General features: G+C 65.1%; 20 protein-coding genes and 1 pseudogene. 19 read left to right on the forward strand and 2 right to left on the reverse strand.

The genetic code is table 11. The annotated features are described in order from the left end of the window. Position 1 precedes the first annotated feature (1 nt). The 18 genes and pseudogenes from ACS7SF_RS10205 to ACS7SF_RS10290 all read left to right on the forward strand — a co-directional run bounded on the left by ACS7SF_RS10205 (position 2) and on the right by ACS7SF_RS10290 (position 18,227). Positions 2–515: pseudogene (locus tag ACS7SF_RS10205) on the forward strand (hypothetical protein). Further along, positions 515–1,480, forward strand: a complete 966-nt coding sequence (locus ACS7SF_RS10210) for a dienelactone hydrolase family protein (protein ID WP_439889681.1) — start codon at positions 515–517, stop codon at positions 1,478–1,480. The pseudogene ACS7SF_RS10205 and the gene ACS7SF_RS10210 overlap by 1 nt, the downstream one beginning before the upstream one ends. A 77-nt stretch (positions 1,481–1,557) precedes the next feature. Next, positions 1,558–3,024: an Asp-tRNA(Asn)/Glu-tRNA(Gln) amidotransferase subunit GatB gene (gatB, locus tag ACS7SF_RS10215; RefSeq protein WP_439889682.1), complete on the forward strand. Its 1,467-nt coding sequence runs from the start codon at positions 1,558–1,560 to the stop codon at positions 3,022–3,024. A gap of 14 nt (positions 3,025–3,038) precedes the next feature. Then, entirely contained in the window at positions 3,039–3,737 is a 699-nt protein-coding gene (locus ACS7SF_RS10220) for a DUF484 family protein (protein WP_426398887.1), read from the forward strand. An 11-nt stretch (positions 3,738–3,748) separates the two neighbouring features. Beyond that, positions 3,749–4,738, forward strand: a complete 990-nt coding sequence (gene xerC / locus ACS7SF_RS10225; RefSeq protein WP_439889683.1) for a tyrosine recombinase XerC — start codon at positions 3,749–3,751, stop codon at positions 4,736–4,738. Positions 4,739–4,777: 39 nt separating this feature from the next. Next, positions 4,778–5,971 carry a class I SAM-dependent rRNA methyltransferase gene (locus ACS7SF_RS10230; RefSeq protein WP_439889684.1) on the forward strand — a complete coding sequence of 398 codons (1,194 nt, stop codon included), beginning with the start codon at positions 4,778–4,780 and terminating at the stop codon, positions 5,969–5,971. 79 nt (positions 5,972–6,050) lie between these two features. Then, entirely contained in the window at positions 6,051–6,569 is a 519-nt protein-coding gene (locus tag ACS7SF_RS10235) for a metal-dependent hydrolase (protein WP_439889685.1), read from the forward strand. A 131-nt stretch (positions 6,570–6,700) separates the two neighbouring features. Continuing rightward, complete coding sequence (locus ACS7SF_RS10240) at positions 6,701–8,227, forward strand: FAD-dependent oxidoreductase (protein ID WP_439889686.1); 1,527 nt, start codon at positions 6,701–6,703, stop codon at positions 8,225–8,227. 14 nt (positions 8,228–8,241) lie between these two features. After that, positions 8,242–9,489: a lactonase family protein gene (locus ACS7SF_RS10245; protein ID WP_439889687.1), complete on the forward strand. Its 1,248-nt coding sequence runs from the start codon at positions 8,242–8,244 to the stop codon at positions 9,487–9,489. Positions 9,490–9,576: 87 nt separating this feature from the next. Continuing rightward, positions 9,577–10,095, forward strand: a complete 519-nt coding sequence (locus ACS7SF_RS10250; RefSeq protein ID WP_439889688.1) for a Fur family transcriptional regulator — start codon at positions 9,577–9,579, stop codon at positions 10,093–10,095. Then, positions 10,083–11,162: a CobW family GTP-binding protein gene (locus tag ACS7SF_RS10255; protein WP_439889689.1), complete on the forward strand. Its 1,080-nt coding sequence runs from the start codon at positions 10,083–10,085 to the stop codon at positions 11,160–11,162. Before ACS7SF_RS10250 ends, ACS7SF_RS10255 begins: the two co-directional genes overlap by 13 nt. Before the next feature lie 421 nt (positions 11,163–11,583). Continuing rightward, entirely contained in the window at positions 11,584–12,003 is a 420-nt protein-coding gene (gene dksA / locus ACS7SF_RS10260; protein WP_426398888.1) for an RNA polymerase-binding protein DksA, read from the forward strand. Positions 12,004–12,089: 86 nt separating this feature from the next. After that, positions 12,090–13,397, forward strand: coding sequence for a zinc metallochaperone GTPase ZigA (gene zigA, locus ACS7SF_RS10265; protein ID WP_439889690.1), 1,308 nt, complete (start codon positions 12,090–12,092; stop codon positions 13,395–13,397). A gap of 99 nt (positions 13,398–13,496) precedes the next feature. Next, the gene (locus tag ACS7SF_RS10270) at positions 13,497–15,086 is read left to right on the forward strand and encodes an ABC transporter substrate-binding protein (RefSeq protein WP_439889691.1); all 1,590 of its coding nucleotides are present in this window, start codon (positions 13,497–13,499) and stop codon (positions 15,084–15,086) included. Between the two features lie 135 nt (positions 15,087–15,221). Beyond that, on the forward strand, positions 15,222–15,758 hold the full coding sequence (hslV, locus tag ACS7SF_RS10275; protein ID WP_439889692.1) for an ATP-dependent protease subunit HslV: 537 nt from the start codon (positions 15,222–15,224) through the stop codon (positions 15,756–15,758). Positions 15,759–15,797: 39 nt separating this feature from the next. Further along, a complete protein-coding gene (hslU, locus tag ACS7SF_RS10280; RefSeq protein WP_426396176.1) occupies positions 15,798–17,129 on the forward strand; it encodes an ATP-dependent protease ATPase subunit HslU in 1,332 nt (443 codons plus the stop codon). 217 nt (positions 17,130–17,346) lie between these two features. Continuing rightward, the gene (locus tag ACS7SF_RS10285; protein WP_439889693.1) at positions 17,347–17,952 is read left to right on the forward strand and encodes a hypothetical protein; all 606 of its coding nucleotides are present in this window, start codon (positions 17,347–17,349) and stop codon (positions 17,950–17,952) included. A gap of 71 nt (positions 17,953–18,023) precedes the next feature. Further along, the gene (locus ACS7SF_RS10290; RefSeq protein ID WP_426396179.1) at positions 18,024–18,227 is read left to right on the forward strand and encodes a CsbD family protein; all 204 of its coding nucleotides are present in this window, start codon (positions 18,024–18,026) and stop codon (positions 18,225–18,227) included. Between the two features lie 28 nt (positions 18,228–18,255). On the opposite strand, the gene ACS7SF_RS10295 is transcribed toward ACS7SF_RS10290, so the two are convergent. Both ACS7SF_RS10295 and ACS7SF_RS10300 read right to left on the reverse strand, forming a co-directional pair. Beyond that, positions 18,256–18,834: a response regulator transcription factor gene (locus ACS7SF_RS10295; protein ID WP_426396181.1), complete on the reverse strand. Its 579-nt coding sequence runs from the start codon at positions 18,832–18,834 to the stop codon at positions 18,256–18,258. A 45-nt stretch (positions 18,835–18,879) separates the two neighbouring features. After that, positions 18,880–20,226: an ATP-binding protein gene (locus ACS7SF_RS10300; protein WP_439889694.1), complete on the reverse strand. Its 1,347-nt coding sequence runs from the start codon at positions 20,224–20,226 to the stop codon at positions 18,880–18,882. 152 nt (positions 20,227–20,378) lie between these two features. On the opposite strand from ACS7SF_RS10300, the gene ACS7SF_RS10305 reads away from it, so the two are divergent. Then, complete coding sequence (locus tag ACS7SF_RS10305) at positions 20,379–20,891, forward strand: copper chaperone PCu(A)C (protein WP_439889695.1); 513 nt, start codon at positions 20,379–20,381, stop codon at positions 20,889–20,891. The last annotated feature ends 34 nt before the right edge of the window (positions 20,892–20,925 follow it).

Here is a 20,925-nt window from a genome sequence, read left to right on the forward strand (position 1 = left end):
GATGGCGGAGGCGATCATGGCACGGCACGTCTGCAAGAGCGGGGTGGTGGCGTTATCCGCCGTGATACTGGCTGGCTGCAGCGTGATCCCGCTGCCTTCGCTGCCGGGCATTCCCGGCCTCGGACGGCCGTCCGCGACCAAGCCGCCGCCGATTTCCGACCGCGGCATCGATATCAACGGTTATTGCAGCCAGACCGAGGAAGATGGCTTCCGCGAGCAGGCGACACTCACGGTGGCCGACAACAACGTCAACGCGATGCAATGGCAGCTGTGGGTCGGCCGGCGCGGTTCGTGCAGGTTTGACCTGTTCGACCTTCGAGCAGACCAAGCGCCGCCCGAGCATCGAGTTGCGCGAGCGTAATGGCAGCTGCAAGTTGATGGTCTGGCAGGACCCGCGTCGCGTGACCCTGGCGCACGCCAACTGTGAGGCGCACTGCACGCCCGGTATCTACGAAGAAGCGTGGCCGGTGATGTTCGATCCGCAGACGGGCCAGTGCGCCCGGAATGCCCGGTGATGCGTGCATCGCTTCGTACGCTGGTCGCCCTGACCTGCGCCGCGCTGGCGCTGCACGCGTTTGCCCAGCCAACACCGGATGCCGAAGGTGGCTTGCCGGATATGCCGGCAGCGCGCGCACCGTCGTCGTCGGAGCTAGGTGTGCAAACGGTGGAGATTCCGCGCGCGGCCATGAAAGACGCTGAAGATGCGCCGCCCACGCTGACCGCCTACTGGGTGACCTCGCCGGCCAAGGCTCCAGGGGCTGGTGCGCCGGTCGTGATCGCCCTGCACGGTTGCAGCGGTTTGTACACGCAGGCCGGTGCGGATGCGAAGGCGCTGGGTGCGCGGTATCGCGGTTATGCGCAGTGGCTGGGCGCACGCGGGTACGCGGTGGTGTTTCCCGACAGCTTCGGGCCGCGCGGCAAGCCGCATGGCATCTGCACCGAACGCTATGCCGCGCGCGACATCAGCGGGGCCGTGCGGCGCGCCGACGTGCTGGCGACGATCCGCTGGGTCGCCACGCAACCGGGTGTGGACGCGCGCCGCATCGTGCTGCTGGGGTGGTCGAACGGCGCGCAAGCCGTGCTGGACACGGTGGATGGCAGCCGCCCTTGGCCCGCCGATACACCGACGGTAGATCGTGCCGTAGCGTTCTATCCCGGCTGCGCCTCTGCGCAGCAGCGACCGGACTATCGGTTGAACACGCCGTTGCTGCTGCTGGCCGGCGCCAACGACGACTGGACGCCCGTTGACCACTGCCAAGCGTTGCAGACCGCCGTGCTGGCGCGTCAGCCGCAAGCGCGTTTTGCGCTGGAGTTGTTCGATGGCGCGTACCACGGCTTTGATGGCACCGCGCCGGTGAAGGAGCGCAGCGGCATCCCGAATGGCCGCCGCCATGGCGTTGTGACCGTTGGCGGCGACCCGGCTGCGCGTGAAGCGGCTTTCACGAAGCTGGCCGCGTGGCTGCAAGCGCCGCGCCCCTGATCGCAGCAAGACATGAACATCTGAATACCTGAGTACCTAGACATTCACACCACAACAATCGACAGGACACACGCAACATGCAATGGGAAGTGGTGATCGGCCTCGAAACGCACACGCAGCTCTCGACGGTCTCGAAGATTTTCTCTGGCGCCTCCACCGCATTCGGTGCTGAGCCCAACACGCAGGCCGCGCCGGTGGATCTGGCATTGCCGGGCGTGCTGCCGGTGCTGAACAAGGGCGCCGTTGAGCGCGCCATTACGTTCGGCTTGGCCATCGGCGCCAAGATCGCGCCCAAGAGCATCTTCGCGCGTAAGAATTACTTCTACCCCGATCTGCCCAAGGGCTACCAGATCAGCCAGTTCGAGATTCCGGTGGTGCAGGGCGGCACGCTGACCATCCAGGTGGAGGGCAAGAACGGCCAGCCCGGGTATGAGAAGACCGTGCAGCTGACGCGCGCGCACCTGGAAGAAGACGCCGGCAAATCGCTGCACGAAGACTTCGCAGGCATGACGGGTATCGACCTGAACCGCGCCGGCACGCCGCTACTGGAAATCGTGACCGAGCCCGACATGCGCAGCGCCGCCGAAGCCGTGGCCTACGCCAAGGCCCTGCACGCACTGGTGATGTGGCTGGGCATCTGCGACGGCAACATGCAGGAAGGCAGCTTCCGCTGCGACGCCAACGTGTCGGTGCGCCCGGGCCCGGATGCGCCGTACGGCACGCGCTGCGAGATCAAGAACCTGAACTCGTTCCGCTTCCTGGAAGAGGCGATCAACTACGAAGTGCGCCGCCAGATCGAGCTGATCGAAGACGGCGGCACCGTGGTGCAGGAAACCCGCCTGTACGACCCGGACCGCAAGGAAACGCGCTCGATGCGCAGCAAGGAAGACGCGCAGGATTACCGCTACTTCCCGGACCCCGACCTGCTGCCGCTCGTCATCGGCGACGATTGGATCGACCGCGTGCGCGCCACCCTGCCAGAGCTGCCCGCTGCGATGGCCGCGCGCTTCGAGTCGGCCTATGGGCTGCCGAAGTACGACGCGAGCATCCTGACCGCCACCAAGGCAACGGCTGCGTACTTCGAAGCGGTGGTGGCCGACGCGGGTGCTGCGAACGCCAAGGCCGCCGCCAACTGGATCATGGGCGAGGTCGCCTCGAACCTGAACCGTGCCGATCTGGAGATCGATGCGGCACCGGTCAAGCCTGCGCAACTGGCCAAGCTGCTCGCGCGCATTGCTGACGGCACGATCTCGAACAACACCGCCAAGAAGGACGTCTTCCCCGCCATGTGGGCCGGCGAAAGCAATGGCGACGCCGACGCGATCATCACCGAGAAGGGCCTGAAGCAGATGTCGGATTCCGGCGAGCTGGAGAAGATCATCGACGACGTGCTGGCGGCCAATGCCAAGTCGGTCGAGGAATTCCGCGCGGGTAAGGAAAAGGCGTTCAACGCGCTGGTCGGCCAGGCCATGAAGGCCACACGCGGCAAGGCCAACCCCGCACAAGTGAATGATCTGTTGAAGAAGAAACTCGGCGCAGCCTGATGAGCACCTCCACGATGAACGCACAAGACGTCGCCAACTACCTGCAAGCGCATCCGGCCTTCTTTGAAGAACACGCCGAGCTGCTGGCCGCCATTCAACTGACGAGCCCGCACAGCCACCGCGCGGTGTCGCTGCAGGAGCGCCAGATGGAAATCCTGCGCGACAAGAACAAGCACCTCGAACTCAAGCTGTCGGACCTAGTGCGCCACGGCAACGAGAACGACCGCACGCAGCAGCGCGTGCACGCCTGGACGACGCGCCTGCTGGGCGAGGCCGATACGCATGCGCTGCCGTATGCCGTGCAGAACGGTCTGCGCGAGATTTTTGAAGTGCCGGCCGTGGCGCTGCGCGTCTGGCAGGTGGGCGAAGAGTTCTCGCATCTGGAAGTGGCGCAGGGCGTGAGCGAAGACGTGCGCGTGTTTGCGTCTGGGCTGCGTGCACCGTATTGCGGCGAGAACGCGGGCTTCGAGGCAGCCGGTTGGCTGGATACGTCGGAGACGGGCGAAGCGATCCAGTCCGTAGCGATCGTCACGCTGCGCGTGCCCGTTCGTTCCACATCCGGCGGCGATGCGGATGCCGCGAGCGCGCCCGCCTTCGGCCTGCTGGTGCTGGGCTCGCCGGATGCCCGCCGCTTCCATGACGGTATGGGCACGACCTACCTCGCGCAGATCGGCGAACTCGCGGCTGCTGCGCTCAACCGCCTGCGCGACTGAGCGCAGCCCCCATGCCGCAATCTGCTCACAACGAGGATCGCGACGCACCCGCGCCGCCGCATCCGCAGATTGCGGCCTATCTTGATGCACTGAAGTTCGAGCGCCAGCTCTCGCCGCACACGCTGAGCAGCTACGCGCACGAGTTGGCCGTGTTGCAGCGCTTGGCGGCGCAGCACGCCGCCGGCATCGATCTCACGCAACTGCAGGCGCATCACATCCGCCGCATGATGGCGCAGCTGCATGGTGATGGCCTGTCGGGCCGCAGCATTGCGCGCGCGCTGTCGGCATGGCGCGGCTGGTACAAGTGGATGGCGTTACGCGATGCGGCAGTCACCGCCAACCCAGTCGACGGGGTGCGTGCGCCGAAGAGCCCCAAGAAGCTGCCGAAAGCCCTGTCCGTTGAACATGCTGTCGCGCTGATGGAGCACGTGCCTGGTGAGGATGCCGAGACCATTCGCGACCGTGCTGTCAACGAACTGCTGTACTCGTGTGGATTGCGTGTTTCCGAGCTGGTGAGCCTGGACCTGCGCCACGTAAGAACGGGCGGATACGAATCTGCAAGCTGGCTGGACCTGGACGCGCGAGAGGTGGTGGTGCTCGGCAAGGGCAACAAGCGCCGCAGCGTGCCGGTGGGCAGCAAGGCCGCTGAGGCGCTGGCTGCGTGGCTGGCCGCGCGGCCCCAACTCGCGCAGCCCGATGCTGCGATGGAGGATGCGCACGCGCTGTTCATCTCGCCGCGCGGCAAACGGCTCGGGCGGCGACAGATTCATCTACGCATGAAGCGCAACGCCATCGCTGCCGGTGTGCCGGCCGATGTGCACCCGCACGTGCTGCGGCACTCGTTTGCAACGCACATGCTGCAGTCGTCCGGTGACCTGCGTGCCGTGCAGGAACTGCTCGGGCACGCCAGCATCGCCAGCACGCAGGTTTATACTTCGCTCGATTTTCAGCACCTGGCCAAGATCTACGATCAGGCGCATCCCCGCGCAAAAAAGAAGTAGCGCACAGCCCGGCCATTCGGGCGCACCCACCCCAGTCGTATGCAAACCCTGATTCTCAAGCCCGGCAAGGAGCGCTCGCTGCTGCGCCGGCACCCGTGGATTTTCGCCAACGCCATCGATCGCGTGGAAGGCAAGCCGGCCTCCGGCGCGACGGTGCTTGTGCGTGCCGCCAACGGCCAGTTTCTGGCGCGCGCCGCGTTCAGCCCGGTCTCGCAGATTCGCGCCCGCGTGTGGTCCTTCGATGAAGCCGAGCCCGTTGATCACGCCTTCTTCAAGCGCCGCATCGCCGCCGCTGTGGCCTACCGCCGCGCGTGGGTGCACGACACCGACGCCGTGCGCCTCATCATGGGCGAAGCCGACGGCCTGCCGGGCCTGATCGTCGATCAGTACGGCACGGGCGACACTGGCCAGCTCGTCTGCCAGTTCAGCGCTGCGGGTGTCGAGCACTGGAAGCAAGCGATTGTCGCCGCGCTCATCAAGGAAACCGGCTGCCCGAACGTGTATGAGCGCTCCGATGTGAGCGTGCGCGAGCGCGAAGGCCTGGAGCAGATGACCGGCGTGCTGGCCGGCGCCGAACCGCCCGCAGACCTGTCCGCCACCGAGCACGGCGTGCGCTATTACGTGGATGTGCGCGAGGGCCACAAGACCGGCTTCTACGTCGATCAGCGTGACAACCGTGCACTCGTCGGCGCGCTGGCGAAAGACCGCGATGTGCTCAACTGCTTCTGCTACACCGGCGGTTTTTCGCTGGCGGCGCTCAAGGGTGGCGCGAAGTCCGTCGTGTCGATCGACTCGTCGGGCGAAGCGCTGGCGGTGGCTGAGCGCAACGTCGCGCTGAATGGCTTCGATCCGGCCCGCGCGGAGTGGCTCGATGCGGATGTCTTCAAGTCGCTGCGCAACTTCCGCGCGGAAGGCCGCCAGTTCGATCTGATCGTGCTGGACCCGCCCAAGTTTGCGGCGTCGGCGCAGCAGGTGGATCGCGCGGCGCGGGCGTACAAGGAGATCAACCTGGTCGGCATGCAACTGCTGCGACCGGGCGGTCTGCTGTTCACGTATTCGTGCTCGGGCGCGATCGACGCGGAGTTGTTCCAGAAGATCGTGGCCGGTGCGGCGGCCGATGCCAAGGTGACGGCGCGCATTCAGCGCCGGCTGGCCGGTGGCGTGGACCACCCGCTGCTGACGAGCTTCCCGGAGGGCGAATACCTCAAGGGTCTGCTGCTGCAGATCAGCTAGCAATTTGTCGCAATTTTTGGCTTGTCCCGGCAAGCCTCAATTGCGAAGATGCGGACCCTTCGTTTTCCGCATCACGGCAATGGCTTCCAACGCTGCCCATCATGCGACGGGCTGGGCGGCGGGTGTGATTGCCGCCACCTTCGTCGCACAGGCTTCCCACACTTCCCTCGAACATCTCGGCCCGATCGTCGCGTTTTGCGCGGCGGTGGCTGGCAGCACGGCGCCTGACTGGATGGAGGTCGCGTGGTGGAGCCCAGCACGACGACTCTGGATCACGCACCGTACCGCCACGCACTGGGGCATTGGCTGGATTGCGGCGCTGGTGCTGTCGTATCAAGCGCTCGGCCATGGCCACCTGTGGGCGCCGCTGCTGTTCGGCTTTGCCTGCGGCGGGCTGATGCACCTGCTGGCCGATTGGCCGAACCCCCTGGGCGTGCCCTGGATCTGGGGGCGCCATTCCCTGAACCTGTGGAAGAGCGGTCGCTGCGACCTCATCGTCGTGGCGCTCGCCTGGGTGGCCGCTGGCTGGTTGGTGCGTCCGCTATGGGAGCCGACAGCCGCACGCGTTGTGGCGTGGCTTGCGCATCAGATGCGCTGAGCCAGCATCGCGCTCCATCGAATGGAAGCCGGGCGCGCGAGCGACTAAGTTGGAACCGCCGGACGCCACAACGTCCGAACCCAACTTTGTTTGCGCAATGCTTGCGCAAACGCCCTTCATGGGAGTCGCTGATGACACTGGATGTGACGCGCCAGGACCCGCGCTACAACACGCTCAAACATGGCTTCAACCTGCGCTGGCCGGCCACCGATGCGCAGGCCGCCGGCCGCATCGCCCTCATTGAGAAAGCCGACGACGTGGTGCCCGCCGTGCAGCGCATCATCAACGCGGGCCAGCGCCCGACGGTACGCAGCGGCGGGCATTGCTATGAGGACTTCGTCTCCAACAACCCCGACGGCACGATTGTCGATCTGAGCCTGCTCGCTACGCCCGAGGTGCGCGCCGACGGCTCGGTGCGCATTCCCGCCGGCACGCAGAACTGGAACGGCTACCTCGAGCTGTACAAGCGCCACAACGTGACGCTGCCCGGCGGCTCGTGCTACTCGGTGGGCGCGGGCGGGCATATCTGCGGCGGCGGGTATGGGCTGCTCTCGCGGCTGCAAGGGCTGACGGTGGATTGGCTTTCGGCCGTGGACATTGTCACTGTCGACAAGACGGGCAAGGCGGTTGCACGCACCGTGGATGCGGCGCACGATCCGGACCTCTTTCGCGCGTGCCGCGGCGCGGGCGGCGGCAATTTCGGTGTCATCACCGGCTACACCTTCGCCAAGCTGCCCGCAGCGCCGCAGGAGGTGGCACTGGCCACGGTCGCGTTCGATTGGGCCACCATGACACCGCAGCGCTTTGCCGAACTGCTGCACATCTATGGCGAGTACTGGGAAACGCGCGGCAAGGACCCGGACACCTGGGGCATGTTCTCGCTGCTCAAACTCACGCACAAATCGGCCGGGCAGATCGTGCTGCTCACGCAGTTCTGCAACCTCGATGGCACGTGCCGCGATCTCTCTGTCCTTAACGATTTTTTGAGCCGCTTCCAGGCCTGTGCGCCGACGCCGGTCAAGGGTCGCCCGCCCGGCTATGGGCCCGCGCACAAGCAGGGCGTGGGGCAGTTGCTCTGCTCCAAGCCGCACACCATCGTGCAGTACGACTGGCTGACGGCCACGCAGTACCTGAACGGCTCGGGCGCCAATCAGCGCGGCAAGTACAAATCGGCCTACATGAAGCGCGGCTTCACGACGCACGAGGCACAGCGCATCTACACGCATCTCACGCGGACGATGCCCGGCGTGGACCTGAGCCAATCGCTGCTGCAAGTGGATTCGTACGGCGGCGCCGTCAACAAGACAGAGCGTATCGGCGATACCGCGGTGGCGCAGCGCGCGTCCATCATGAAGCTGCAATACCAGACCTATTGGGCGTCCGCTGCTGACGACGCCGGCCACCTCCGCTGGATCAACGACTTCTACCGCGACGTCTACGGCGCCCCCGACGTGCCCGCCCCGCACAGCGGCACGCCCTACCCCGGCGACCGGTATGAGGGCTGCTACATCAACTACCCCGACGTCGACATGCTCGCCTACCCGTTCTGGCCGCAGCTCTACTACGGCAGTGGTGACCTGTACGCGTTTCTGCAGGATGTGAAGCGCCGGTATGATCCGAACAACATCTTCCACCACGCGATGTCCGTGCGTGCGTGAGGAGGAGCCACCCAATGACCAATCGCCAATCCCCAACGCGTCGAACCTTCATGCAGTGGACCGGTAGCCTGCCCTTGCTGGGCGCTCTTCCCAAAACCGTGCTGGCGCAAGCCGGTGAACAGCCCGCCGCGTCCGGCGCGCAGCCTGCTGCCGCCATGCGCCCGCCGCGCTTCGCCTATGTCGGCACTTACACGTTCAACGCGCCGGGCGGCACCGCCGGTGGGCCGGCCGCACGCGGTATCTACGTGCTCGCCCCGCGCGGCGATGCGTGGACGCAGGTGCAGGTGGTCGAGAGCGCCAACCCGTCGTTTTTGGCCGTGCACCCGAATCAGCGTTTTCTGTACGCCATCAACGAACTCGAAGTCTACGAAGGCCGCCCGAACGGCAGCGCCGAGGCCTATGCCATCGACCCGCACGACGGCAAGCTGACGCTGCTCAACCGGCAACCGCTGTCGCTGTCGGGCACGAACCCGGCGCATGTGGTGGTCTCGCCGGACGGGCGACACCTATGCGTGTCGATCTACAGCGGCGGCGCGTACAACCTCCTGCCGATCGGCGAGGACGGCAAGCTCGGCACCGTGACCGGCATCTTCAAGGACACCGGCTCCGGCCCACGCCCCGAACAGGAAGCGCCGCACGCGCACATGATGCTGTTCGACACCACCGGCGGCCACGTGATCGGCACCGACCTGGGCACCGACCGCATCAATGTGTTCGCCATTGAAAACGGCAAGCTCGCCCCGCGTGACCGCGCACAGCTCAAGCCCGGTAGCGGTCCGCGCCATCTGGCCCTGCATCCGCAAGGCAAGCTGCTCTACGTCATCAACGAACTGGAAGGCTCCGTCGCCTGCCACGGTTACGACCCGGCCACCGGCCATGTGTCGGAAGAGCGCCAGCGCATCTCCACCACCCCTGCGGATTACACGGGCCAGAAGAGCGGCGCCGAGATCCTGATGCACCCGTCCGGGCGCTTCCTCTATGCGAGCAACCGCAAGCTGAAGTCCGACCACCCACTGGCCGACAGCGTCGCCGCGTTCAGCGTCGACGCCTCGGGCAAACTCGCGCCGCTTCAGTACTGGAGCGAAGGCGTGCGCTTCCCGCGCGCGATGACGATGTCCGCCGACGGCAGCTACCTCTACGTGCTCAACCAAAAGGGCGACACGATCCTGCGGCTGCGCATCGACGGGCAGACCGGCAAGCTGGACCAGCCGGTGGTGGTGGCGAAGCTGCCGACGCCGGTGTGTTTGGTGTTTGCGACGTAGTCGCTAGAACAGAAACCCTGGGCGGTGCAAGGCCGCCCAGTTGCAACTCAATTGCAGTAACCGTTCGGCCGTGGGACAATCCCGCGCATGAACACCCCCGCTACACGCGACGCCTCCATCACATCTCAAGCCGATTCGCCCGAGGCGATGGCCCGCGCGCGCCTGCGCGGCTTGGGCAGCCGCGTGACCGAGCCCCGCGTGCGCGTGCTGGCCGTGCTGATGGAGGGCGCCGAGCCGCTCTCGCACCAGGCCGTCTGCGACGCGTTACCGGACGACTCCGGTATCGACCGCGTGACGGTCTACCGCGTGCTCGACTGGCTGGTGGCCGGCGGCATCGTCCACAAGACGGCCGGCGCCGATCGCGTCTTCCGCTTCAGCCTGGCCGAGCACGATGCCGCGCGGGAAGCGGCGCACCGCTCGCACAGCCACTTTCATTGCATGCAATGCGGGCGCGACTTCTGCTTGGAAGCGGCCGAACCGCCTGTGATGCCGAAGGCCGCCCTTCCCGCCGGCTTCGCGGCTGACCATGCCGAACTCACCATCAAGGGCTGCTGCGCCGATTGCGGCGCCGGCTCGCCACAAGGAAACGCACCATGTCCAAAATGATCCCGGTCACCATCCTGACGGGCTTTCTCGGCAGCGGTAAGACCACGCTGCTCAAGCGCATCCTGAACGAGCACCACGGCATGAAGATCGCCGTGATCGAAAACGAGTTCGGCGAAGAAAACATCGACAACGACATCCTCGTGCAGGACGGCAACGAGCAGATCGTGCAGATGAGCAACGGCTGCATCTGCTGCACCATCCGCGGTGACTTGGTGAAGGGCTTGTCCGACCTGCTCACGCGCCGCGACAAGGGCGAGGTCCAGTTCGACCGCGTCGTCATCGAGACCACTGGCGTGGCCAACCCCGGCCCCGTCGCGCAGACCTTCTTCATGGACGACGAGATCGCCAGCCGCTACCTGCTGGATGCCGTCATCACGCTGGTCGACGCCAAGCACGGCAACATGCAGCTCGACAAGCAGGAAGAGGCACAGCGCCAGGTGGGTTTTGCCGACGCCATCTTCATCACCAAGAGCGATCTGGTGTCGGCCGACGATGTGGACGCGCTGCGCCACCGCCTGCTGCACATGAACCCGCGCGCCCCGATCCGCACCGCCAACTTTGGCGAGGCGCCGATTGACACCATCTTCGACCTGCGCGGCTTCAACCTGAACGCCAAGCTGGAGATCGACCCGGACTTCCTGCGCGAAGATGGCCACGATCATGATCACGACCACGGGCATGACCACGCCTGCTCGGCCGACTGCGATCACGACCATGATCATGACCACCATGGTCACGGCCATCACCATCACCACGGCCATGCCCACCATACGGACCGCATCGCCTCGTTCGTTTTCCGCAGCGACCGGCCCTTCAACTACACCAAGCTGGAGGAGTTCCTCTCCGGCGTGCTGAACATCTACGGCGAGAAGCTGCTGCGCTACAAGGGCGTGCTGTATATGGAAGGCGTCGACCGCAAGGTCGTCTTCCAGGGCGTGCACCAGCTCATGGGCAGCGACGTGGGCGGCAAATGGGACGGCGAGACCCCTTCCAACCGCATGGTGTTCATCGGCGTAGACTTGCCGCGCGAAACGATTCTGAAAGGATTGGAGAACTGTCTGGCCTGATTTGGCTGCTTTTCCCCTTCTTTCGGGTGGCCTCGCCGGGCGCTTTCGGGCAGAATCCGGGCCGGATTTCCTGTCCGTGTTTCTCCGATAGTTCGGTTAATATCGTTCAGCTACAATAGGTCGATTCAGAAGCACGTCGTCCGAAGCACGTCCGACAGGAGAGCAGGCGATGGTGACTAAGACCAAGGAAGGGCGCGGCGCCAACGGCGGTGCCGGGCAGTCCAAAACGGAGTCGGCAGCAGCCCAGGCTGCGCCAGCCACCCGTAGAAAAGCGGCAGGGGGCGCCGCTGCGGGAGAGGCAAAAGGAGGCGCGCGAGGCGGCAAGTCCGCCGCCAGCCAGAATGAGTCCAACGCATCCCCGCGCAAGGACGACGCGACAGCCGACACGGCGCGCGATTTACCAGGATCATCTGCAGCAACCATGAGCAGCAAGAAACTACTCACCGAAGCCGAAATCCTGAAGATGAGCGACAAGGATTACATGAACGAGGCGCAGCTCGCCTTCTTCAAGGACCGGCTTGTAAAAATGCGCGACGAAATTCTCGCGAATGCCAACCAGACCGTCAGCGACCTGCGCGAGACCGTCGTGGTGCCGGACCCGGCTGACCGTGCCACCATCGAGGAAGAGCACGCGCTGGAGCTGCGTACGCGCGATCGCGAGCGCAAGCTGCTCAAGAAGGTCGAACAGTCGATCGCCCGCATTGACGCCAACGACTACGGCTACTGCGACGAAACCGGCGAGCCGATCGGCATTCCGCGTTTGCTTGCACGCCCCACCGCCAACCTGTCGCTGGAGGCGCAAGAGCGCCGCGAAAAGCGCCAGAAGTTGATGGGTGACTGACGCACGCGTCGCATCTGTTTGAATCTGCAGCCCGGTTGCCCACCGGGCTGTTTGCTTTGTTTGGCCACAAATCAGGGTCACCGATCATGTCCCGTCCGCTTCCCGTTACCGTGCTGTCCGGCTTCCTGGGCGCCGGCAAGACCACGCTGCTCAACCACGTGCTCGCCAACCGCGAGGGCAAGCGCGTGGCCGTGATCGTCAACGATCTGTCGGACGTCAACATCGACGCGCAGCTCGTCGGCGACGGTACGGCCACCAGTGCCCAGCTTTCGCGCACCGACGAGCGCATGGTCGAGCTGTCGAATGGCTGCATCTGCTGCACGCTGCGCGAAGACCTGCTCGACGAGATCGCCCGCCTCGCACGGGAAGACCGCTTCGACTACCTGCTGATCGAATCCACCGGCGTGGCCGAGCCGCTGCCGATCGCCGAGACCTTCACGTTTGAAGATGCCGAAGGCGACGTGCTGTCCGACCTTGCACGCCTGGACACGATGGTGACGGTGGTCGACGCCCAGCACTTCCTGGCCGATTACGATGCTGCGGATTTCCTGTCCGACCGCGGCCAGGCTCGCGATGAAGACGACGACCGCACCGTGGTCGATCTGCTGATCGAGCAGGTGGAGTTCTGCGACGTGATCGTGCTCAACAAGATCGATCTCGTGAGCGACGCCGAGCGTGCGCGCCTGGCGGGCATTCTGCATTCGCTGAACCCGCGTGCGCACATCGTGCCGGCGTCGTTCGGCAAGGTGCCGCTGGACGCCATTCTGAACACCCACCGCTTCGACTTTGATGCGGCATCGGCGGCGCCCGCGTGGCTGGCTGAACTGCGCGGCGAACACGTGCCCGAGACGGAGGCGCTCGGCATCCGCAGCTTCGTCTATCGCCGCCGCGTGCCGTTCCACCCGCAGCGCCTGTGGGATCTAATGCACACCGAATGGCTGCGCGAACATGGTCGCGTGCTGCGCTCGAAGGGCTATTTTTGGCTGGCGTCGCGCATGGACACGGCCGGCAGTTGGGGCCAGGCCGGCGGCGTGATGCGCCATGGCGGCGCGGGCGCGTGGTGGGCAGCAGTCGATGAGGCCGAATGGCCGGACGACGAAGAAGCCCGCGCTGACATCATGGACAAGCTGCACGACAACAGTGCACCTGCGCCGTGGGGCGACCGTCGCCAGGAGCTCGTCTTCATCGGCACCGACCTGGATGAAGCTGCGCTCATCGCGCAGCTCGACGCCTGCCTGCTGACCGACGCCGAAATGGCGGCCGGCCCCGACGCGTGGGCCGCACTGCCCGATCCCTTCCCCGCCTGGGCCTTCGATGATCACGATGACGAAGACGGGGATGGCGACCACGATCACCAACACGGTGACGACTGCGACTGCGGGCACCACCACTGAGCATCGCAACACCCTGCTTCACCGCCGTTGACACCGGCATCCTCCGGTCCGGACAATCCCCGAACGTTTTGTTTTCGTCACGAACTTTCGGGAGTTGTCATGCCGGTTCTGCGTTTGCTGCGCGCCGCGAGTGTGGCCGCTGTGCTGTCCTTCACGGCCACTGTGCCGGTTGCCGTCCAGGCTCAGACGCCGACCACGCTCGTCGTGGGGATGTCCGGCGATATCACCTCGCTCGATCCGCACTTCCATAACGTCACGCCCAATTCGAATGTGGCCGAGCACATGTTCGAAACGCTGATCGCGAAGGACGAGAAGATGCGCATGAAGCCCGGCCTCGCCACCTCGTGGAAGGCCGTGAGCGACACGGTGTGGGAGGTCAAGCTGCGCCCCGGCGTGCATTTCCATGATGGCAGCGAGTTCACCTCGGCCGATGTCGTGTATTCGCTGGCGCGGCCGGCCACCATCAAGAACAGCCCGTCGCCGTTCACGATCTACACGCGCGGCTTCAAGGAGGTGACGGCGGTCGACAAGCTGACCGTGCGCATCACCACCAACGGCCCGTATCCCCTGCTGCCGAACGATCTGTCGACCATCGACATGGTGTCGAAAAAGGTGGCAGAAAAAGCCGGCCCCGACGATTTCAACAACGGCCGCGCGCTGGTCGGGACGGGGCCGTATAAGTTCGTCTCGTTCGCCAAGGGCGACCGGGTGGAGCTGGCGCGTTTTGATGGCTACTGGGGCAAGAAGCCGCAGTGGGATCGCGTAACGCTGCGCATCCTGACCGCCGACCCGTCGCGCGTGGCTGCATTGCTGGCCGGCGATGTGCAGGTCATTGAGAACGTGCCGACCTCCGACATCAAGAAGCTGTCGAGTGACCCGGCGGTGTCGGTGTTCAAGATGCCCGTGTTCCGATTGATGTATCTGCACCTGGATTCGAACCGCGATGTCTCGCCGTTCGTGACCGACAAGGCGGGCAAGCCGCTGGCGAAGAATCCGCTGAAGGACCCGCGCGTGCGGCAGGCGATTTCTCTGGCGATTTCGCGCCAGGCCATTGTGGACCGCGTGATGGAAGGCGCCGCCGAGCCGACCGGTCAGCTCGTCAACAACGCGCTGTTCGGCCATGTGCCGGGCCTCAAGGCGCCGGTGGCCGATGCGGCTGCCGCCAAGAAGCTGCTGGCCCAGGCCGGCTATCCCGACGGTTTCGCTATCACCCTGCATGCGACCAACAACCGCTACGTGAACGATGACCGCGTTGCGCAGGTTGTCGCGTCCATGCTGTCGCGCGTGGGCATTGCGACCAAGGTGGAGGCCATGCCGTCAGCCACCTTCTTTACGCGTGCCAACAAGCTGGAGTTTTCGCTCATGCTGGCAGGTTGGGGCGCGGATACCGGTGAAGCCAGCTCCAGTCTGAAGGCCCTGCTGGCGACCTATGACCCGGCGCGCGGCTGGGGTGCATCCAACCGTGGGCGCTATTCCAACTCCGCGCTGGACGCCAAGCTGACCGAAGCGCTGCAGACCATCGACGACGCCAAGCGCGAGAAACTCTTGCAGGAAGCCACGGAGATCGGCATGCGCGACAACGGTGTGATCCCGCTGTACTTCAACATCAACGTGTGGGCGGCCCGTAAGGGGTATACGGTGACGCCGCGTCTGGATGAGCGCACGTACGCCTTTGACGTCACGCGCTGACACGACCAAGCGATTTGCGGCGCACAAAATCAGTGCGCCGCGCCGAAATCGCGCTTGAAATCCTCGGGGCTGGCGCCAAGTATGAAGTTCTTTGGCCGGCCCACGTTGGGTCGGTCGGACCCTAGGAACAAGCGCATGGAACAGTATCACGGCACCACCATCGTCAGCGTGCGGCGCGGCAACCAGGTCGCGCTCGGCGGCGACGGTCAAGTCACGTTGGGCAACATCGTGATGAAGGGCACCGCCCGCAAGGTGCGCGCCATTTACGACGGCAAGGTGCTGGTCGGTTTTGCCGGCGCCACCGCCGATGCCTTCTCCCTGCTCGACCGCTTCGAGGCCAAGCTGCAAAAGCACCAGGGCAACCTGCTGCGCTCCGCCGTCAACCTTGCCAAAGACTGGCGCACCGACCGCGCCCTGCGCCACCTGGAAGCGATGCTGATCGTTGCCGACCGCGAAGCCACCCTCATCATCACGGGTAACGGCGATGTGCTCGATCCGGAAGGCGGCATTGCCGCGATCGGCTCGGGCGGTTCGTACGCGCAATCGGCGGCCAAGGCGCTGATGGAGAACACCGATCTCGCTCCGCGCGAGGTGGTGGAAAAATCGCTGCGCATCGCCGGCGAGTTGTGCATCTACACCAACACCAATTTCGTGATCGAGACGCTCGAATAACCGCGCCGTCTCTCGCAAACTCGCATCGACAGGATTCCCATGTCTGAAACCATGACGCCGTCGGAGATCGTCTCCGAACTCGACAAGCACATCATCGGCCAGCACAAGGCCAAGAAGGCGGTGGCCGTGGCGCTGCGCAACCGCTGGCGCCGCCAGCAGGTGGGTGACCCGCTGCGCCAGGAAATCACGCCCAAGAACATCCTCATGATCGGCCCGACCGGCGTGGGCAAGACCGAGATCGCACGCCGCCTGGCCAAGCTGGCCGACGCGCCGTTCATCAAGATCGAGGCGACCAAGTTCACCGAGGTGGGTTACGTCGGCCGTGATGTGGACACCATCGTGCGCGATCTGGCCGAGATGGCCGTCAAGCAGACGCGCGAATCCGAGATGAAGAAGGTGCGCGCCAAGGCGGAAGACGCCGCGGAAGACCGCATCCTCGACGTGCTGATCCCGCCGCCGCGCGACATCGGTTTTGCGCAGCCGGAAGAGAAGGATTCCACCGCGCGCCAGACCTTCCGCAAGAAGCTGCGTGAAGGCCAGCTCGACGACAAGGAGATCGAGCTGGAAGTGTCGGCCGGTGTGCCGAGCATGGACATCATGGGCCCGCCCGGTATGGAAGACATGACCGAGCAGATTCGCTCGATGTTCCAGGGCCTGGGCCAGGGCAAGAAGAACCGCCGCAAGATGAAGGTGGCCGAGGCGTTCAAGCTGCTGATCGACGAAGAGGCCGCCAAGCTCGTGAATGAAGACGAGCTCAAGCAAAAGGCGGTGGCCAACGTTGAGCAGAACGGCATCGTGTTCTTGGACGAGATCGACAAGATTGCCAGCCGCAGCGAACACGGTGGCGGCGAGGTGTCGCGCCAGGGCGTGCAGCGTGACCTGCTGCCGCTGGTGGAGGGCACGACCGTCAACACCAAGTACGGAATGATCAAGACCGATCACATCCTGTTCATTGCGTCGGGCGCGTTCCATCTGTCCAAGCCGAGCGACCTGATCCCAGAACTGCAGGGCCGCTTCCCGATTCGCGTGGAATTGGATTCGCTGTCGGTGGAAGACTTCCGTGCGATCCTGACGCAAACGGATGCGAGCCTGACCAAGCAGTACCAGGCGCTGATGAAGACCGAAGGTGTGGACCTCGTCTTCGCGGAAGACGGCATTCACCGCCTGGCAGAGATTGCATGTTCGGTGAATGAGAAGGTCGAGAACATCGGCGCACGTCGTTTGTACACGGTGATGGAGCGCTTGCTGGAAGACCTGTCGTTCCACGCGCACAAATCGTCGGGTGAGACGGTGACCATTGATGCCGCATACGTTGACGAGCGTCTGAACGAGTTGTCGGGCAACGAAGATCTGTCGCGCTACGTGCTGTAATCTCGACAACCTCAACGCCCTACGGCGCCCAGCGGGCCGCATCGGAAACGATGCGGCCCGTTTTGTTTGGGCGCCCGCCAAGCCAATGGCGACAAGGGTTTGCTCAGGCTCCGGCCGGGTCAGGTCCGTTATCTGCTGAAGAGCGTGGTGCCGCAAAAGAATGCGCGCCGCGCACCTCGCGTGCGCGACTCCAACACCACGACAAGGAGAAACGCGAATGAAACCGATCCAACGCCTGGCCCTGTGTTGCGTGCTCGCCTGCGCCCCGTTGGGGCTGGCGCACGCTCAGCTCACGCCTGCGCCTACCGGTGCTTCCGCACCCCCTGACGCCAAACGCGCGGCGTATGACAACGCCGTCAAGCAGGCCGATTCCGATTACAAGGTCGCCAAGGACAAGTGCGACGCCATGAAGGGCAACGACCGCGATGTCTGCCGCGCGCAGGCCAAGGGCGATTACAACGTCGCCAAGGCCAATGCCAAGGCCGAACGTGATGGCACCGAGGCTGCCCGCGACCGCGCTGCCAAGGAAAAGGCCGAAGCTGACTACGACGTCGCCAAGACCAAGTGCGATGCGCTCAAGGGCAACGACAAGGACACCTGTGTGAAGGACGCCAAGGCCGCCTACACGCGCGCCAAGGGTGGTGAAGAGGTGAGCCATGCCAAGGCCACGGGCAACGCCAAGGACGTGAGCGAAGCGCGCCGTGATGCCGTCAAGGACACCAACGACGCCAACTACAAGGCCGCCAAGGAGCGCTGCGATGCCATGTCGGGCGACGCCAAGACGAAGTGCCAGAACGACGTGGCCGCCAAGTACAAGAAGTAAGTCGCACGCAAATTTCCACACGGGCGGCCCGCGGGTCGCCCCACTTTTGTCTCAACGATACGGAGGACGCGATGAACTGGGACCAGATCGAAGGCAAATGGGATCAAGCGAAGGGCAAGGTCAAGGAGCAGTGGGGCAAGCTCACCGACGATGACCTGACCGTGATCCGCGGCAAGCGCGACCAGCTCGCCGGCAAGATCCAGGAGCGCTACGGCTACACCAAGGAGCGCGCCGAAGACGAACTCAAGGCCTGGGAGCGCGATACGCGCTGGTAAGGCTAAGACTTACTTGGAAGACTAAGACTTACTTGGCGACCGGCCGCTTGCCCAGCTTGCGCTGCAGCGTGCGCCGGTGCATGTTCAGCGCGCGCGCCGTGGCGGAGATGTTGCCGCCGTGCTCGGCCAGCACGCGCTGAATGTGTTCCCACTCCAACCTCGCGACCGACAATGGCGCGGGGTTTTCCATCGTTTGTTCTGCGACCGCTTCGGACACACCCACCTGGAGCGCCAGCAGGATCGAATCCACGTTGGCCGGCTTGGCCAAGTATTCATCCGCGCCCAGCTTCACCGCTTGCACGGCGGTTGCGATGCTTGCGTAGCCCGTCAGGATCAGCATGCGCGCGTCGGGCAGCGCTTGGCGCAGCGGGGCGATCCAGTGCAGGCCGGAATCTGTGCCGCCGTGTGGCATCAGACCTTTGTCGCTGGTGGCGAGGTGCAGGTCGACGGTGACGTAGGCGAAGCGCGTCTGGCGTGCGAGCGCCAGCGCTTCGCCGCCGGTATGCGCGATCTGCGGGGCGAAGCCGCGACGCGTCAGCGCGCGCGCCAGCGTCTGCGCAAACACATCGTCGTCGTCGAGGATCAGGAAGGGGGCGGGTTGTTGCATGGTGTTCTCTCCGAGCCGCGGGGGTGACATGACCCACGCGGTCGCTTATGTGAAAAGGGTGGGTGCGCCCATGATGGGCGGCGCCGCATGTTCTTTGGGACCGCCGAGCGGCAGGCGGAGTTCGGCAATGGCACCCTGCGGTGGATTGGGGCGCAGCACGACCGTGCCGCCCAGCCGGCGCGCCGTGGTGGCGGCCAGGTACACGCCGATGCCGTGACCACCATGCCGGCTCGGCACGGGTGTGCGGCCCAGCGACGCGCGCAAATCCTCCGGCAGTCCAAGGCCCGTGTCGACGACGGACAGCACGATCTGCGGGGGCGCATCGCGCAATACGTCCTGCGTTGCGTCGATCTTGGCGCTCAGCAGCAGCGGCACCAGATCGCGCCCCGCATGCTGCTGGCTGCGGGCGGCGTTATCCAGCAGGATGGTCAGGATCTGGCCGACGTTGACCGCATCCAACTCCACGGCCTGCGCGGCCGGTGACATCTCGGTGTGCAGGCGGATGTCTGGATGGCGCAATTGCCAGGTCTGCGTGAACTCCGGCAGCCATTGGCCCAGCGGCTCGGATGCGCCGTCATTGGGCTTGCGCTGCAGGCGGGCGAGCGCGGCGCGGCACAGTTCCAGTTGCTGCTCGATGGCGCGCAAATCTTCGCGGTACGGTGCCAGCGGGGACGACGGTTGCCGTGCATCGTGCTGCAGCTCACCGGTGATGACCGCCACTGTCGACAGCGGCGTGCCCATTTCGTGCGCGACGCTGGCGCCTTGCGACATCAGCGCCTCGATGCGCTGGTCGCGCAGCAGGCGTTCACGGGCTTCGGTCAGTTGAGCGTCGCGCTCGCGCAGCGCGGCGGACAGGCGTGCGGTAAAGCCGGCGATCATCGCGCTGCTGGCCACAAAGTCGATCCACATGCCGGCCAGGTGATAGGGCACCGCATCGGCTTGGTTCAGCAGTTTCAGCGGGACGTAGTGGCCGAGCATCATGCTGTAGGCGGCCAGCGCATACAGCGTCAGGCCAATCACGTGCACGATCGGCAGCATGGCCGCAGCAATCGCCAGCGCGGGCAGGTAGAACGAGACAAACGGGTTGGTCGCACCGCCCGTGAAGTACAGCAGGGCGGACAGCGCGCTCAAGTCCACCAGCAGCTGGATGGTGATCTCGATGTGGCGCACCGGCCGTTCGCTGCGCATGCGCAGGCCGGTGGCGAGGTTGAACAGGGCGTGCATGCCCATCACGCTGAGTAGCGGCACCACCGGCAGCTGCACGCCAAACACCATGGGCGCCAGCAGCATCAGCACGAGCTGCGTGGCCAGCAGGCTCCATCGCAGCCAAAACAGGCGGCGTAGACTGGACGTATCCAGCAGCGGGGCGGCAAGAGACAGGGTGGAAAGCATGGCGGACAAGTGTAAACGTGCACACCGCGCGGTTCTGGCCCGTACGATGCGTCAATCAGCCGCACAATTGTGCACCCAACGACCCTTCCAAAGACCCCTGTGCTTTAATGCGCAGCACGTTTTTCCCGATAGTCCTCGATAGGAGCCCTCTCATGACGCAGTCCCGATCGATCCGTACTTCTGTCCGTCTGGCCTTGCTGGGGGCCGGCCTGCTCGCCAGCGCCGCCGCGTTCGCGCAAGTGACGGTACAGGACGCGTGGGTGCGGGGTACGGTGCCGGGCCAGACTGCCAGCGGCGCGTTCATGACGCTGCAAGCCGCCGACGGCGCCAAGGTGGTGGGCGTGTCGACGCCGGTGGCCGGTACGGCGGAGATTCACGAGATGAAGATGGAAGGCAACGTGATGCGCATGCGCGCCGTCCAGTCGCTCGACCTGCCCAAGGGCCAGACCGTGCAACTGAAGCCGGGCGGCTACCACGTGATGTTGATGGACCTGAAGCAGCCGCTGGCCAAGGACACCACCGTGCCGCTCACGCTCAAGGTGGAACTCGCCGACAAGCGCGTCGTCGAGCAGAAGGTTGACGCCAAGGTGCGCGACCTGACGGCCGGCAACATGCCTGCCATGAAGCACGATCATGACCAAAGCGGCGGCGAACACAAACATTGATGGCTGGCGGCGGGTGTTGCTGCGAGCCACGCAA

The sequence above is a fragment of the Ralstonia sp. 25C genome (assembly GCF_051904805.1).
GTDB lineage: Bacteria > Pseudomonadota > Gammaproteobacteria > Burkholderiales > Burkholderiaceae > Ralstonia.